Below are 15,867 nucleotides of genomic sequence, written 5' to 3'. Positions count from 1 at the left end.
GGTCGCGCCCACGCGGCGGGAGCCGCACATCAGACACCGCCCCACGCCCCTGGGGTGTTGAACTGGCCCTCCGTTTGAAAGCCGGCGCCGGACAGTCCCTCTCCGCCCTGCGGGCAGGCCGCCAGCGTGGCCACGGCCGGGTCGGCCGCCCATGCAGCGTGAGCGCGGCCGCGGCGTTCGCCGTCCGGCGGGCTCCGCTGCGGACCGCTGCCGCAGCGCCCCGTTCCCTGGTGTCCATGGCCGTTCCCCTCCTGTGGCGACCGTGACGCTGTGTCACGTCCCACGGTCGGGGAACGGCCTGAGAGAACCCTGTTTTCTTTACTGCGCCGTCAGGCGGGCGATGGCGTCCTCGACGGAGAGTTCCTCGCGCTCACCCGTCTTGCGGTCCTTCAGCTCCAGCACGCCCTCGCCGGAGCGGCGGCCGGCCACCAGGATCTGCGGTACGCCGATCAGCTCGGCGTCGGTGAACTTCACGCCCGGGGAGACCCCGGCCCGGTCGTCCACCAGGACCCGGACGCCCGCGGCGGCCAGCTTGTCGGCGACGTCGAGCGCCAGCTCGGTCTGCAGGGCCTTGCCGGCGGCGACGACGTGCACGTCGGCCGGGGCGACCTCCTTGGGCCAGCACAGGCCCTTGTCGTCGGCGGTCTGCTCGGCGAGCGCGGCGACGGCGCGGGAGACGCCGATGCCGTAGGAGCCCATGGTGACGCGGACCGGCTTGCCGTTCTGGCCGAGGACGTCGAGCTTGAGGGCGTCGGCGTACTTGCGGCCCAGCTGGAAGATGTGGCCGATCTCGATGGCGCGGTCCAGCTTCAGGCCGGTGCCGCACTTCGGGCAGGGGTCGCCCTCCAGGACCACGACGACGTCCACGTACTCGTCGACCTCGAAGTCACGGCCGGCGACGACGTTCTTGGCGTGCGTGTGCTCCTTGTTGGCGCCGGTGATCCAGGCGGTGCCGGGGGCCACGCGCGGGTCGGCGATGTACTTGACCTTCTCGCCCAGGCCCTGCGGGCCGACGTAGCCACGGACCAGGTCCGGGCGGCCCGAGAAGTCCGCCTCGGTGACCATCTCGACGACCGCCGGGGCGAAGTGCTCCTCGACCTTGCCCAGGTCGACCTCGCGGTCACCGGGCACGCCCACGGCGACGATCTCGCCGTCCACCTTGACCAGCAGGTTCTTCAGCGTGGCGGAGGCCGGGACGCCGAGGGAGGCGGCCAGCGTCTCGATGGTCGGGGTGTCGGGGGTGGGGATCTCCTCGAGCGCGGGCACGGCCGAGCCGTCCACCGGCTTGAGCTCGTAGCTGATCGCCTCGGTGTTGGCGGCGAAGTCGCAGTTCGGGCAGTCCGCGAAGGTGTCCTCGCCGGCCTCGGCCGGGGCCAGGAATTCCTCGGACTTGGAGCCGCCCATCGCGCCGGCGGTGGCGGCGACGATGCGGTAGTCGAGGCCGAGGCGCTCGAAGGTGCGCCGGTAGGCCTCGCGGTGCAGGGCGTAGGACTTGCCGAGGCCCTCGTCGTCCAGGTCGAAGGAGTAGGAGTCCTTCATCTGGAACTCACGGCCGCGCAGGATGCCGGCGCGGGGGCGGGCCTCGTCACGGAACTTGGTCTGGATCTGGTACAGGATCACCGGCAGGTCCTTGTAGGACGTGCACTGGTCCTTGACCAGGAGGGTGAAGATCTCCTCGTGGGTGGGGCCGAGGAGGTAGTCGCCGCCCTTGCGGTCCTTGAGCCGGAACAGCTCCTGGCCGTACTCGTCCCAGCGGCCGGTCGCCTCGTACGGCTCCCGGGGCAGCAGCGCGGGAAGCAGCACCTCCTGGGCACCGATCGCGTCCATCTCCTCGCGGACGATCCGCTCCACGTTGGAGAAGACCTTCTTGCCGAGGGGCAGCCAGCTCCAGATGCCGGCGGCGGTGCGACGGACGTAGCCGGCACGGACGAGGAGCTTGTGGCTGAGGACCTCGGCGTCCGCCGGGTCGTCGCGCAGCGTCTTCGCCATCAACTGGGACATGCGCTGGACCGGTGCGTTCGCCATGGTTCTCGTACTCCTGCCGGGTAAGGGTGATGGCATAGGAGGTTAGCCGGGCTGCCTGTTCCGGTGGAAATCGGTTAACGCCGACGCAGTGGCAGAGGGGCGCCCATCACGGCGTACGGCCGGGGCGCGCTCGGGAAGTGGACCTGCCGGGCGAGGTCGACGTAGCCGAGGGAGTGGTAGAGGCCGCGGGCCGGGCTGTCAGTGTCGATCGCGGAGAGGATCGAGCGGGGTTCGGCGGCGCCGTCGGTGATGGTGGTGATCAGACGGCGGCCGATGCCGCGGTTCTGGTGGTCGGGGTGCACGTGCAGCTCGGTGATGACGAAGGAGTCGTCCAGCCAGCAGTCGTTGTGCTGGGCGCGCAGGTAGGGCTCCACGACCGTGGACCACCAGTGGGTGCGGGAGTTGGGCATGCCGTAGACGAAGCCGACGAGCAGTCCGCCGACGGTCGCACCGAGGGCCCTGGCACCCGGGTACTGCATGTGGCGCTGGACGATCTGGCGGCGTACGGCGACCTCGTCCGGGCCGAGTCCGAAGGCGACGGCTTGGACGGCGAGGGCCTCGTCGACGTGCGCCGAGAGGTCCAGGGGGCCGATCACGAGGTCCATGCGGGGAGCGTACAGGGGGCGCCCCTGGGGCGGCCGCCCCGCGGTTGTCTCAGAAGAGAACGCTCATGAAGGCGCCGACCTCCTGGAAGCCCACGCGCCGGTAGGTCCGCCTCGCCGCCGTGTTGAAGTCGTTGACGTAGAGGCTCACCACCGGAGCCACGTCGGCCAGCGCGTAGCGCAGGACGGCTGCCATGCCGGGTGCCGCGAGGCCCCGGCCGCGGTACTCGGGTGCCACCCACACGCCCTGGATCTGGCAGGCCTGGGACGTCGCCGCACCGATCTCCGCCTTGAAGACGACCTTGCCGTGTTCGTCGAGGCGGGCGAAGGAGCGGCCGGAGCCGACCAGTTCGGCGACCCGGGCCTGGTAGAGCAGGCCGCCGTCGCCGGCCAGCGGCGAGACGCCGACCTCCTCGGTGAACATCGCCACGCACGCCGGCATGATCGTCTCCATCTCGTCCTTGCGGATGCGGCGGACGTAGGGATCCGGGGCGATGTCGGCGGGCATGCGGTCGGTGACCATCAGGGGCTGGTGGGCGCGGACCTCGCGGGCCGGGCCCCAGTGCGGTTCGAGCAGGCGCCACAGCTGGGCGGTGGATCCGGCCGGCCCGACGATGGAGGAGCAGCGGCGGCCGGCCCTGCGGGCGCGGTCGGCGAAGGCGCGGACGGCTCGCGGGGAGGCGCAGATCGGGACCAGGTTGGCGCCCGCGTAGCACAGGGACGTGAGCATGCCGTCCTCGTACCAGCCCCACATCTCGCCGCCGAGGCGCCAGGGGTCGAGCCCGGCGATCTGCACCCGGGACGTCACGAAGGCGTTCGCGACCGGCTCGCGGTCGAGGACGGCGAGCGCGGCATCCAGGTCGCTCGGTTCGAGGACCCGGGAGGTCGTCTGGGTCAACACGCGCGGGGGCCTCACACTGGGGTCTGCTGATCTCCGCACTGTACCTGCCGAATTTGTGCCGCGCTGCCTCGTCGAGCCGGGCCCTGTGCTACCAACGGCGCATGATCTTGACAGCCGAACGTGCCGACGCCCGCAGCCGCTCCGAGGAGCAGCTCGCGGAGCTGTTCAGTGAGGGATTTCCGCAGTTCATCACGGCCGATCGGCTGGTGAAGGCGTACATGGGCCGGGTGCGGGAGTTCTTCGCGGCCCTGGATCTGATGCTCGTGGACGAGGACGGGGTACCGGTCGCCGGCGGGTGGGGTGTGCCGGTGCGGTGGGACGGGCGGGTCGACACTCTTCCCTCGGGATACACGGACGCGCTGGTGCGGGCCGTGGAGGGGCGGGAGCAGGGCGTCGAGCCGGACACGCTGGTGATCTGCGGGGCCGTCGTCACCCCGTCGCTGAAGGGGCGCGGGCTGGCGGGCCGGACACTGACCGCGCTGCGGGAGACGGCCCGGGAGGCGGGGCTGTGCCGGGTGATCGCGCCGGTGCGGCCGACGACGAAGGCGCGGTATCCGGTGACGCCCGTCGAGACGTTCATGTGGTGGCGGCGGCCCGACGGTGCCGCACTCGACCCGTGGATACGGACGCACGAGCGTCTCGGTGCCGAGATCCTGGCGGCGGCGCCACAGTCGCAGACGATGACCGGCACGGTCGCCGAGTGGGAGGGCTGGACGGGCCTCGCCCTCCCGGAGTCCGGTGCGTACGTGATCCCGGACGGGCTGAGCCTGCTGCACGTCGACCGGGATACGGACGAGGGCGTGTACCGGGAGCCCAACGTCTGGATGCGCCACTGCTGAACAGGCGGCGGGGCGATCGGCCTTGCAGGAGGTCGACCGCCCCCGGAGTGGTACCGCGTCAGCCCGCGACCGAGACGGACGGCTCGCCGGAGGCGATGCCCTCCGCCTCCATCTGCTCGGCGAGCTTCATGGCCTCCTCGATGAGGGTCTCCACGATCTTGGACTCGGGGACGGTCTTGATGACCTCGCCCTTGACGAAGATCTGGCCCTTGCCGTTGCCGGAGGCGACGCCGAGGTCGGCCTCGCGGGCCTCGCCGGGGCCGTTGACGACACAGCCCATGACGGCGACGCGCAGCGGGACCTCCATGCCGGTCAGGCCGGCGGTGACCTCTTCGGCGAGCTTGTAGACGTCGACCTGGGCGCGGCCGCAGGACGGGCAGGAGACGATCTCCAGGCCGCGCTGCTTGAGGTTCAGGGACTCCAGGATCTGGAGGCCGACCTTGACCTCCTCGGCGGGCGGCGCCGACAGGGACACGCGGATGGTGTCGCCGATGCCCTGGCTGAGCAGTGCGCCGAAGGCGACCGCGGACTTGATGGTGCCCTGGAAGGCGGGGCCGGCCTCGGTGACGCCCAGGTGGAGCGGGTAGTCGCACTGCTCGGCGAGCTGGCGGTAGGCCTCGATCATCACGACCGGGTCGTTGTGCTTGACCGAGATCTTGATGTCGCGGAAATCGTGCTCCTCGAAGAGGGAGGCCTCCCACAGGGCGCTCTCGACCAGGGCCTCGGGGGTCGCCTTGCCGTACTTCTGGAGCAGGCGGCGGTCCAGGGAGCCGGCGTTGACGCCGATGCGGATCGGGGTGCCGTGCTCCTTGGCGGCCTTGGCGATCTCCTTGACCTTGTCGTCGAACTGCTTGATGTTGCCGGGGTTGACGCGGACGGCGGCGCAGCCGGCCTCGATGGCCGCGAACACGTACTTCGGCTGGAAGTGGATGTCGGCGATGACCGGGATCTGCGACTTCCTGGCGATGGTCGCGAGGGCGTCGGCGTCGTCCTGGGTGGGGCAGGCGACGCGGACGATCTGGCAGCCGGACGCGGTCAGCTCGGCGATCTGCTGGAGGGTGGCGCCGATGTCGGACGTACGGGTCGTGGTCATCGACTGGACCGAGACGGGCGCGTCTCCGCCGACCGCCACGGATCCGACCTGGATCTGCCGGCTCTTCCGGCGCTCGGCGAGCTTGGTCGGAACGGACGGCATGCCGAGAGAAATCGCAGTCATCTGCTGTGCAACCCCAAGTCGTGGATCAAGGTCCGGTCCCGTGAACGGCGGGCTCCAGGCTTCGAGATTACGGCACGGGCCCCGGGCCGAGCACATCCCACCCGGCAAACCCACTCATTGGAAGGCGGCCCGGAACACAAGGCCCCGGGCCGCCTCGAACGTCGGATGGCTACGAGATTTTCACGGGGTTAACCACGTCCGCGATCAGCACCAGGATGGTGAAGCAGACGAAGATCCCGGCCACCACGTACGCCACCGGCATCAGCTTGGCCACGTCGAACGGACCGGGGTCCGGGCGGCGCAGCACCCGGGCCACGCTCTTCCTGAGGGACTCCCACAGGGCGCCCGCGATGTGCCCGCCGTCGAGCGGGAGCAGCGGGAGCATGTTGAACAGGAACAGGGAGAGGTTGAACCCGGCGACCACGAAGACGGCCATGGCCAGCTGCTGCGAGGCCGGGATGTCCAGCGTGGCGATCTCGCCGGTGACCCGGGCCGCGCCGACGATGCCCATCGGGGAGTCCGGCTCGCGCGGGCCGTTGCCGAAGGCCGCGTCCCACAGGGCCGGGATCTTGCCGGGCAGGGCGACGAGGGAGTCGACGGCGTCGCCGACCCGGTCGGTCATCCAGGTCACGGACTGGCCGAAGTCCTGCTTGACGACACCCTGGGCCGGGCTGAAGCCGAGGAAGCCGGCCTTGACGTACTCACCCTGGACGTAGGCGCCGCTGGAGTCCTTCTTGGCGACCTGGTTGGTGGCGATCTTCGCGTGCAGGGTCAGCTCCTGGCCCTTGCGGTCGACGACGATCGCGACCTCCTTGCCGGCGCTGTCGCGGATGAGGTCGGACAGCGTGTTCCACTCCTCGGTCGGCTTGCCGTCGAAGGAGACGATCTTGTCGCCGTTCTTCACGCCGGCGGCCTGGGCCGGGGAGGCCGGGTCGGACTTCTTGCAGGTGTCGCGGTGCTGGCTCTGCGCGATGACGCAGGGCGAGACGGACTCGACGGTGGTGGTCTCCTGCTGGATGCCGAAGCCCATCAGCACGGTCAGGAACAGACCGATCGCGAGGATCAGGTTCATGAACGGGCCCGCGAACATGACGATGACGCGCTTCCACGGCTTGCGCGTGTAGAACATGCGCGTCTCGTCACCCGGCTTGATCTCCTCGAAGGCCGCCGAGCGGGCGTCCTCGATCATGCTGCGCCACGGGGAAGTGGAGCGGGCGGAGACCCGGCCGGCCTCGTCGGGCGGGAACATGCCGATCATGCGGATGTAGCCGCCGAGCGGGATGGCCTTGATGCCGTACTCGGTCTCGCCCTTGTGCCGCGACCAGATGGTCGGGCCGAAGCCGACCATGTACTGCGGTACGCGGATGCCGAAGAGCTTGGCCGTGGACAGGTGCCCCAGCTCGTGCCAGGCGATCGAGACCAGCAGGCCGACCACGAAGACCACTATGCCGAGGATGAACATCAAGGTCGTCATGCACGCGCCTCCGCGGTCCGGTCTGTCAGTTCGCGCGCCCGGGCCCGCGCCCAGGTCTCCGCTTCGAGGACGTCCGACACGGTGAGTGAGGTTCCCGTGACCGGGGTGCCGTGCTCCTCGACCACCCGGGTGACGGTCTCCATGATGCCGTTGAAGGGCAGTGCGCCGGTGCGGAAGGCCTCGACACACTCCTCGTTGGCCGCATTGAACACCGCCGGGGCGGTCCCCGCGAGCTGCCCCACGTGTCGGGCGAGGTTCACCGAGGGGAAGGCCTCGTTGTCCAGCGGGAAGAACTCCCAGGTGGAGGCCTTGCTCCAGTCGAAGGCGGGCGCCGCGTCGGGAACGCGTTCGGGCCAGCCCAGACCGATGGCGATCGGCCCTCGCATGTCGGGGGGCGTCGCCTGGGCGATCGTGGATCCGTCGGTGAACTCGACCATCGAGTGAACATACGACTGGGGATGCACGACGACCTCAATGCGGTCGAAGGGAATGTCGTAGAGCAGGTGCGCCTCGATGACTTCCAGGCCCTTGTTGACGAGGGTCGCGGAGTTGATCGTGATCACCGGGCCCATGGCCCAGGTGGGGTGCGCGAGGGCGTCCTCGACGGTGACGTTCGCCAGCTCGGCCCTGGTGCGGCCGCGGAAGGGGCCGCCGGAGGCGGTGACGACCAGCTTGCGCACGTCGGCGCGGGTGCCGGAGGCGAGGGCCTGGAAGAGCGCGGCGTGCTCGGAGTCGACCGGGATGATCTGCCCGGGCTTGGCGAGGGCCTTGACCAGCGGGCCGCCGACGATCAGCGACTCCTTGTTGGCGAGCGCGAGGGTGCGGCCCGCCTCCAGGGCGGCCAGGGTGGGCGCGAGGCCGATGGACCCGGTGATCCCGTTGAGCACGGTGTGGCAGTCGGAGGCGGCGACCTGGGTGGCCGCGTCCGGTCCGGCGAGGATCTCGGGGAGCGGCTCCCCGGCGCCGTACTGCTCGGTCAGCGCCTCGCGCAGGGCCGGTACGGCGTCCTCGCGGGCGACCGCCACGGTCCGTACCCGCAGCCGGTGCGCCTGCTCGGCGAGCAGGGCCGTGCGGGCGCCGTTCGCGGAGAGGGCGGTGACCCGGAAGCGGTCGGGGTGGCGCAGCACGAGGTCGATGGCCTGGGTTCCGATGGACCCGGTGGAGCCGAGGATCACCACGTCCTTCGGGCCGTCTCCCGCGAGGGGGTCGTACACGAGGTGCGGGTCGGCGAGGGGTGCGGGACTGGCGGGACTGTCGGTCATCCCCCCATTGTGGCCGCTGGCCGCGGGCGATCGGACAGGGCATCCCTCGGGCGGGTGCGTTAGCAGCTTTCGTTGCCGGATGGGGTGGTTCTCCGTTTGTGAAGTCGGCGTGAAGATCGTGTGATAACACTTCAGTCGGGCCGGTGGTCAGCCGGTCCGGGTACGACTTCGCGGACGACATCCTTGGGGGGATCTCTTCATGCGTACTGTGCGCATACGCGCCGCCCTGCCCGCCCTCGCGGGCGCGGCCCTGCTCACCGGAACCCTGCTCAGCACCCCGGCCCAGGCGGCCGGCGGCGTGCACATCCACCACGTCTGGTTCGACAGCCCGGGCCCGGACAACCGCTCCAACACGAGCCTCAACGCCGAGTGGGTGCAGATCAAGAACAGCGGCAGTTCGGCGGTCTCGCTCAAGGGCTGGATCCTGAAGGACGCCTCGAACCACAAGTACGTCTTCCCGAACGTCAAGATCGGCGCCGGGAAGTACATGAAGATCCACACCGGCAGCGGCTCGGACACCGCGTCGAACAAGTACCAGGGCCGTCGTGCCTACGTCTGGAACAACGACAAGGACACGGCCACGCTGACCAAGGCGAGCGGCACCAAGGTCGACTCCTGCTCCTGGACGACACGGGATCCGAGCGACGTGTACTGCTGAGCTACGCGCCGTACGGACGGCGCGCGTTCTCGCGGGTGGACGGTCCGGGGGTCGCGTCGGCGATCCACGGGCCCTCGCCCGAGGGGTCGACGATCCCTTCCTCCAGCCACTCGTAGGCCCCGCCGAGCACGCCCTTGACCACCTTGCGGTCGAGGTCGTCCGTGTTGGCCCACAGCCGGTTGAAGAGTTCCTCGACACGGAGGCGGGACTGACGGCAGAAGGCGTCGGCGAGCTGGTAGGCCTCGCGGCCGTGCTCGCCCTCGCCGCGCAGCCGCTCGGCGCGCACACAGGCCGCGCTCATCGCGAACAGTTCCGCGCCGATGTCCACGATCCGGCCGAGGAAGCCCTGCTTGGTCTCCATCCGGCCCTGCCAGCGGGACATGGCGTAGAAGGTGGAGCGGGCCAGCTTGCGGGCGTGCCGCTCGACGTAGCGCAGATGGCCGGAGAGGTCCGTCTCGCGCTTGAACTCGTGGTACGAGGAGGGCAGTTGGCCGGGTCCGGCGACCAGCTTCGGCAGCCACTTGGCGTAGAAGACGCCCGCGCCCACGCCCGCCCTCGCCTTGTCCGACAGGGACTTGTCGGGGTCGATGAGGTCGCCGGCGACCGAGAGGTGGGCGTCCACGGCCTCGCGGGCGATGAGCAGGTGCATGATCTCCGTCGAGCCCTCGAAGATCCGGTTGATGCGCAGGTCGCGCAGGATCTGCTCGGCCGGGACCGAGCGCTCGCCGCGCTCCTTGAGGGACTCGGCCGTCTCGTAGCCGCGGCCGCCGCGGATCTGGACCAGTTCGTCGGCCATCAGCCAGGCCATCTCGGAGCCGTAGAGCTTGGCGAGGGCGGCCTCGATGCGGATGTCGTTGCGGTCCTCGTCGGCCATCTGCGAGGACAGGTCGAGGACGGCCTCCAGGGCGAAGGTCGTGGCCGCGATGAAGCTGATCTTGGAGCCGACTGCCTCGTGCAGCGCGACCGGCTTGCCCCACTGCTCGCGCTCGGCGGCCCACTCGCGGGCGATCTTCAGGCACCACTTGCCGGCGCCGGCGCACATCGCGGGCAGCGACAGCCGGCCGGTGTTGAGGGTGGTGAGCGCGATCTTCAGGCCCGCGCCCTCGGGGCCGATGCGGCCGGCGGCCGGGACCCGGACCTGGTGGAAGCGGGTGACACCGTTCTCGATGCCGCGCAGGCCCATGAAGGCGTTGCGGTTCTCCACGGTGACGCCTTCGGCGGTCGCCTCCACCACGAAGGCGGTGATGCCGCCCTTGTGCCCCTCGGACTTCGGCACCCGCGCCATGACGACCAGCAGGTCGGCGACCACCCCGTTGGTGGTCCACAGCTTCACCCCGTCGAGGACGTAGTCGTCCCCGTCCGGGACGGCCGTCGTCGCGAGGCGGGCCGGGTCGGAGCCGACGTCCGGCTCGGTGAGCAGGAAGGCGGAGATGTCGGTGCGGGCGCAGCGGGGCAGGAAGGCGTCCTTCTGCTCCTGGGTGCCGAAGAGCTTCAGCGGCTGGGGTACGCCGATCGACTGGTGGGCGGAGAGCAGGGCGCCGACCGCGGGGCTCGCGGAGCCGACCAGGGCGAGGGCCTTGTTGTAGTACAGCTGGGTGAGGCCGAGACCGCCGTACTTGGGGTCGATCTTCATGCCGAGGGCGCCGAGTTCCTTCAGGCCGGCGATGACCTCGTCGGGGATGCGTGCCTCGCGCTCGATGCGGGCCGAGTCGATCGTCGTCTCGCAGAAGACGCGCAGCTTGGCGAGGAACTCCTCGCCGCGGCGCACGCTCTCGGGCTCCGGGAGCGGATGGGGATGGATGAGGTCGAGCCGGAAGCGCCCGAGGAACAGTTCCTTGGCGAAGCTGGGCTTGCGCCAGTCCTGTTCCCGGGCGGCCTCCGCCACCTGGCGCGCCTCGCGCTCAGTGACGGTCTTGCGTTGGGTGGTGGGGGCGGACATGAGGCTCACCTCGCCGCAATAGGGATGTTGAGGACCGATCCTTACCGACCAGTGCTACTGGATCGTTGGTACCCGAATCCGGCCGACCCCACCAGTCCTCGCGCGCCGCTCGGTCGACGCCGGCGGGCGGGTTCAGCCGATGTCGACCGAGTACGACTTCGTGTCCAGCCGCCCGGAGCCCTTGAACACCTCGGTTCCGGCCTCGATCCCGGAGAGGTACTTGTCGTTGCTCAGCAGCTTGCGCCGAACGAGTGCCTGGGTGAAGTCGTCCAGGTTCAGCGTGGCACTCGTGGTGTTGGTACGGCGAACGAAGGAGTAGACCTTCCAGCCGATGTCGCCCTGGTAGATGTCCCACATGGCACCGCCGAGGCTGACGCTGCCGTCCTTGGTGCCGAGCGGGCCGGCGCCGCCCTGCCGGTTGAGCCAGATCATGACCTCGTCGGTGGGCTGGTCGGGCCAGTCCGCGCTGCCCTTGGCGTGCAGCCACAGGTCGTAGGCGACGTTCATCGTTCCGGGGTTCGAGCTGAGCGCGAAGCTCCACTTGGCGGTGATCTTCTTGCGGTCGCCGACCTGGACCGGCAGCCCGGTGCTCGCCCGGTCCGTCTTCCAGCCCCAGTGCCAGCCGAGGACCGTGCTGGCGTAGGACTTCACGTCGGAGTCCTTGCCCTTGCTGCTGTTGGCCCAGGTGTAGTCCGTGCCCCAGGAGATCGTCGAGCCGCTCCGGAAGTTGTCCCAGACGCACTGGGTGCCGGTGCCCTTGTCCTGGCCCCACAGGTTGTTGTTCACGTAGTACTTGCCGAGCGTGACGGTGTCGAAGGCCGTGCACTTCTTGCTCGACTCGCCGGCCTGCGCCATGGTGACGCCTGCGGCGGCGGCCAGGGCGACGGAGGCGGCGACAAGCGTCTTCGCCTTCCTCGACAGGCGCGGTCTGCGGTGTTGCATCGAGGGTCCTTCCGGGGGACGGTTCGTCTGCCGCCTCCCTGTGGTCGCCGGCCTGCCGAAAGGTTGCCGAACCCGGCACCGGAAGGCAGCGGTGCCGGGCCCCTTCTCGCACGCCGCAGGCTCCAGGTGTATTGACCCGCAGGGGTGCGGTGATGTCGGTCAGTACGGCGGGAGACCGACGCCGGCGCGCGGGGCCGTCAGTGCAGTGCCGCCTCGCCCGTCCGGACGGCGCGCAGGGCGCGCTCGACGGTCGCCTGGTTCTCGCCGACCGGCGCCACGTAGTCGATGACGTCGCGGGCCGCGTCCTCGCCGAGCGTGCGGATGATCACCCACGTGGCGAGATACTGCGACGCCAGGCAGCCGCCCGCCGTGGCGATGTTCCCCTCGGCGTGGAACGGCGCGTCCAGCACGGTGACGTCGCAGGCCTCGACGAAGGGGCGGCTCTTGCGGTCCGTGCAGGCGGGCATGCCGTCCAGCAGGCCGAGCCGGGCGAGCACCAGCGCGCCGGAACACTGCGCGCCGATCAGCTGTCGCGCGGGGTCGAGCGGCAGCCGGGAGATCAGCCGGTCGTCGGCAACCACGTCCCGCGTCTTCACGCCGCTGCCGATCAGCACGACGTCGGCTTCGGTGACGAATTCCATCGGGCGCTGTCCGGTCACCTCGACGCCGTTCATGGACGTCACCACCGGCGTCGGTGTCGTGATGAAGGCTTCGAGGCCGTCCTTGCGGCACCGGTTGATCAGCGCGGCAGCGATGAAGCTGTCGAGCTCATTGAATCCGTCAAAGGTGACCACGGCTACCTGCATGGCGTCTCCTCGCAGTACGGCACGGGAGGCGCAGTCTGCCAGGCGCGCCGGACCCGGGACGCGGGCCAATCGGCGATCCGTGGCCCGCGATCCGTGGCCCGCGGACAGACGAACGGCCCGGGTGGTGAACCCGGGCCGTCGGCAGGGCAGCACAAGCCCCGTCGCAGGTGCGTCAGCTGTGGTGGCTCGCGTCGGCGAGGGCGGCCACGAAGCGGAGGGCGTCCACGGTGCCCACGCCGGTGGCCATGTCGTAGCCCTTGACGGCCTTGTAGCCGGTGACACCCTCGTAGCTGTTGTCTGTGCCGTCCTTGACGTCGACCACGCCGGTGTTCCTGAGCTTGGCCAGCTTGTACAGCGCCGCGTTGATGTTGCCGAGCCGGTGGCCCGCCGCCTGGTCGGCGAGGGCGACGATGCCCGAGAAGAGCGGGCTGGCCTCGCTGGTGCCGCCGGTGACGTCCCAGCCGGTGGCGGTCGGGTCGTAGCTGGAGTAGATCCAGGCGCCGCCGTTGACCGCGGCGGCCATCGACACGTCCGGCGTGCCGCGGCGGGTGCCGACGATGCTCTTCACGCCGTCCTGGAAGCCCGGGCGGGAGAAGACGTGCGACTGGCCGCCGCCGCCCGCGCCGTAGTCGTTGTAGACGCTGTCCGGCTTGACGCGCTCACCCTTGTCGTTCAGGTGGAGCTGGGTGCCACCGATGGAGGTGACCAACGGGTCGGAAGACGGCCAGGAGTTGACGCGCTTGTCGTAGTAATGCTTGCCGTCCGCCTTCATGTCGGTGGCACCGCCGTCGCCGGAGGAGGCGAGGACGGTCACGTGCTTCCGGTTCGCGGCCTGGAAGGCATAGCGCAGCTTCTTGATGCTCGAGAAGTCGCCCCGGTTGAAGCCGGGGAACGTGTTCTCCGTGGCGCCGAAGCTCTGGGTGATGACGTCGCCGACGCCCTGGTCGATCAGGTGCTTCTCGGCGGACATCATCTCCGGGAGACCGGTGGTGCCCTCGGTCTCGGAGACGGCCGTCTCCACCAGGACGATCTTGGCGCCGGGCGCCACGGCGTGGGCCATCTCGACGTCCAGGGTGGTCTCGCCGGCCCACCCGGTCATCTCGGAGTTCTTGGGGTCGAAGGCGGGCACGTGACCCCACTTGACGACCTTGACCTTGGTGCTGGGCAGACCGAACTGCCTGCTGTAGACGTCCAGGTCGTGCTGGACCGTCGGAGAGCCGAACGAGTCCACGATGACGATGGTGCGCCCCTTGCCCGTGATGCCCTTGCGGTACAGCGGGTTGAGGTTGTACGCGGTGCGGTACTGCAGCGGGTTGTAGCAGTTGATGTGCCACTTGGCCTGGCACTGCGCGCTCGGCAGCGGGCTGGCCACGCCATGGACCAGGGTGTGCCCTGCGATGGCCGGAACCGCCTTGGTGTGCGGTACGGCGGCGAGCGCGGCGGTGGTGACACCGGCCTGCGAGGTGGTCGCCAGCGCGGCGGCGACGAGGGCAGCGGTGGCGGCCGCGGAAGTCGCGACGCCGCGCCCGGTACGGGCTATGTGCATGAATTCCCCTGAGTGGTCCGTGAGTCGGACGAAGTGGTCGACTCGCATCCCATCGAGTGGGTCATGCACAGAACAAGACTATTGAACGGACGATGCCGAATCCTTTACCCGGCAATAGGAACGGCAATAGGTCGCCAAAAGGAACGGCCGCAGCCCCCGCACAGTGGGCTGCGGCCGTTCCGTCCGACCTGTCCGTGGCAGGTCAGAGCGCGAGACCGGTGAGAACCAGAACGCGCTCGTATGTGTAGTCCTCCATCGCGAACTTCACGCCCTCGCGACCCACACCGGACTGCTTGGCACCGCCGTACGGCATCTGGTCGGCGCGGTAGGACGGGACGTCGCCGATGACCACGCCGCCGACCTCCAGCGCGCGGTGGGCGCGGAAGGCGACCTGGAGGTCACGGGTGAACACGCCCGCCTGGAGGCCGTACTTGGAGGAGTTGACGGCCGCGAAGGCCTCGGCCTCGCCGTCCACCTTCTGCACGGTGAGGACCGGCCCGAAAACCTCCTCGCACGCGATCGTGGTGTCCGCCGGTACGTCGGTGAGGACGGTCGGCGCGTAGGCGGCGCCGTCGCGGTCGCCACCCGTGAGGAGGGTGGCGCCGGCCTCGACGGCCTCCTTCACCCAGGACTCCACGCGCTTGGCCGCGTCCTCGCTGACCAGCGGGCCGACATCGGTCTTGGCGTCGGCCGGGTCACCGGTGACCTGGGCCTCGACGGCGGCGACGATGCGCGGCAGCAGACGGTCGTAGACGGAGGCGTCCGCGATCACGCGCTGCACGGAGATGCAGGACTGGCCGCCCTGGTAGTTCGAGAAGGTCGCGATGCGGGTCGCGGCCCAGTCGAGGTCGGCGTCGCTCGCGTAGTCGCCGAGGACGACGGCCGCGGCGTTGCCGCCCAGCTCCAGCGTGAGGTGCTTGCGCGGCACCGAGTCCATGATCGCGTAGCCGACCTTGTCGGAACCGGTGAAGGAGATGACCGGGAGGCGCTCGTCCTGGACGAGGGCGGGCATCTTGTCATTGGCGACCGGGAGCACCGACCAGGAGCCGGCGGGCAGCTCGGTCTCGGCGAGCAGCTCACCGAGGATCAGGCCGGACAGGGGCGTGGCCGGAGCCGGCTTCAGGATGATCGGCGCGCCGACGGCGATGGCCGGGGCGACCTTGTGCGCGCACAGGTTCAGCGGGAAGTTGAACGGCGCGATGCCGAGGACGACGCCCTTCGGGAAGCGGCGGGTGAGGCCGAGGCGACCCTGGCCGCCGGCGTCGGTGTCCAGCCGCTGCGCCTCGCCGCCGTTGAACCGCCGGGCCTCCTCGGCCGCGAAGCGGAACACGGACACGGCGCGGCCGACCTCGCCGCGGGCCCACTTGATCGGCTTGCCGTTCTCGGCGGAGATCAGCTGGGCGATCTCCTCGGTGCGCTCGACCAGGCGCTTGCTGACGTGGTCGAGGGCGGCGGCACGGACGTGCGCCGGGGTGGCGGCGAACTCGTCCCGCACGGCGTACGCGGCGGCCACGGCCTCCTCGACCTGGGCGTCGGTCGGCACGCTGACCGTGCCGACGACACGGCCGTCCCACGGGGAGGTGACGTCGAAGGTGTCCTCGCCGGTGACCTGGCGGCCGGCGAGCCAGAAGGCGTGGGTGGAAGTCATGTGCGAGTC

Annotated in this window: 13 protein-coding genes; 2 read left to right on the top strand and 11 right to left on the bottom strand. The window is 70.1% G+C overall.

Going from position 1 to position 15,867, the window contains the following annotated elements:
* Window positions 1-318: 318 nt before the first annotated feature.
* From ACFYZZ_RS30420 to ACFYZZ_RS30410, 3 genes are all read right to left on the bottom strand, one after another.
* Window positions 319-2,025, bottom strand: a complete 1,707-nt coding sequence (locus tag ACFYZZ_RS30420) for a proline--tRNA ligase (RefSeq protein WP_389182564.1) — start codon at window positions 2,023-2,025, stop codon at window positions 319-321.
* Window positions 2,026-2,099: 74 nt separating this feature from the next.
* Window positions 2,100-2,630, bottom strand: a complete 531-nt coding sequence (locus tag ACFYZZ_RS30415) for a GNAT family N-acetyltransferase (RefSeq protein WP_389182561.1) — start codon at window positions 2,628-2,630, stop codon at window positions 2,100-2,102.
* 49 nt (window positions 2,631-2,679) lie between these two features.
* A complete protein-coding gene (locus tag ACFYZZ_RS30410) occupies window positions 2,680-3,528 on the bottom strand; it encodes a GNAT family N-acetyltransferase (RefSeq protein ID WP_389182558.1) in 849 nt (282 codons plus the stop codon).
* A gap of 101 nt (window positions 3,529-3,629) precedes the next feature.
* Between ACFYZZ_RS30410 and ACFYZZ_RS30405 the strand changes: the two genes are divergently transcribed.
* Window positions 3,630-4,367 (top strand): GNAT family N-acetyltransferase, encoded by a 738-nt coding sequence (locus ACFYZZ_RS30405; RefSeq protein WP_389182555.1) that lies wholly within the window; start codon window positions 3,630-3,632, stop codon window positions 4,365-4,367.
* Window positions 4,368-4,425: 58 nt separating this feature from the next.
* On the opposite strand, the gene ispG is transcribed toward ACFYZZ_RS30405, so the two are convergent.
* From ispG to dxr, 3 genes are all read right to left on the bottom strand, one after another.
* Complete coding sequence (gene ispG, locus ACFYZZ_RS30400; RefSeq protein WP_386576405.1) at window positions 4,426-5,583, bottom strand: flavodoxin-dependent (E)-4-hydroxy-3-methylbut-2-enyl-diphosphate synthase; 1,158 nt, start codon at window positions 5,581-5,583, stop codon at window positions 4,426-4,428.
* A gap of 169 nt (window positions 5,584-5,752) precedes the next feature.
* On the bottom strand, window positions 5,753-7,057 hold the full coding sequence (locus tag ACFYZZ_RS30395; protein WP_389182552.1) for a M50 family metallopeptidase: 1,305 nt from the start codon (window positions 7,055-7,057) through the stop codon (window positions 5,753-5,755).
* On the bottom strand, window positions 7,054-8,319 hold the full coding sequence (gene dxr, locus ACFYZZ_RS30390; RefSeq protein WP_389182549.1) for a 1-deoxy-D-xylulose-5-phosphate reductoisomerase: 1,266 nt from the start codon (window positions 8,317-8,319) through the stop codon (window positions 7,054-7,056). The genes ACFYZZ_RS30395 and dxr overlap by 4 nt, the downstream gene beginning before the upstream one ends.
* Before the next feature lie 199 nt (window positions 8,320-8,518).
* Here dxr and ACFYZZ_RS30385 point away from each other — a divergent pair, with 199 nt between their 5' ends.
* Complete coding sequence (locus ACFYZZ_RS30385; protein WP_389182546.1) at window positions 8,519-8,977, top strand: lamin tail domain-containing protein; 459 nt, start codon at window positions 8,519-8,521, stop codon at window positions 8,975-8,977.
* A 1-nt stretch (window position 8,978) separates the two neighbouring features.
* Here ACFYZZ_RS30385 and ACFYZZ_RS30380 read toward each other — a convergent pair whose 3' ends face one another.
* From ACFYZZ_RS30380 to ACFYZZ_RS30360, 5 genes are all read right to left on the bottom strand, one after another.
* Window positions 8,979-10,916, bottom strand: coding sequence for an acyl-CoA dehydrogenase family protein (locus ACFYZZ_RS30380; RefSeq protein WP_389182543.1), 1,938 nt, complete (start codon window positions 10,914-10,916; stop codon window positions 8,979-8,981).
* 132 nt (window positions 10,917-11,048) lie between these two features.
* Entirely contained in the window at window positions 11,049-11,858 is an 810-nt protein-coding gene (locus tag ACFYZZ_RS30375; protein ID WP_389182540.1) for an endo-1,4-beta-glucanase, read from the bottom strand.
* A gap of 197 nt (window positions 11,859-12,055) precedes the next feature.
* Window positions 12,056-12,664 carry a DJ-1/PfpI family protein gene (locus ACFYZZ_RS30370; RefSeq protein WP_389182700.1) on the bottom strand — a complete coding sequence of 203 codons (609 nt, stop codon included), beginning with the start codon at window positions 12,662-12,664 and terminating at the stop codon, window positions 12,056-12,058.
* Between the two features lie 172 nt (window positions 12,665-12,836).
* A complete protein-coding gene (locus tag ACFYZZ_RS30365) occupies window positions 12,837-14,210 on the bottom strand; it encodes a S8 family serine peptidase (RefSeq protein ID WP_389182537.1) in 1,374 nt (457 codons plus the stop codon).
* Window positions 14,211-14,412: 202 nt separating this feature from the next.
* A complete protein-coding gene (locus ACFYZZ_RS30360) occupies window positions 14,413-15,858 on the bottom strand; it encodes an aldehyde dehydrogenase family protein (protein ID WP_389182534.1) in 1,446 nt (481 codons plus the stop codon).
* Window positions 15,859-15,867 lie beyond the last annotated feature (9 nt).

The sequence above is a fragment of the Streptomyces sp. NPDC001816 genome (genome assembly GCF_042892235.1).
GTDB lineage: Bacteria > Actinomycetota > Actinomycetes > Streptomycetales > Streptomycetaceae > Streptomyces.
Note: the sequence above shows the minus strand (reverse complement) of the source record. Positions and strands in the feature narration are given on the sequence as shown.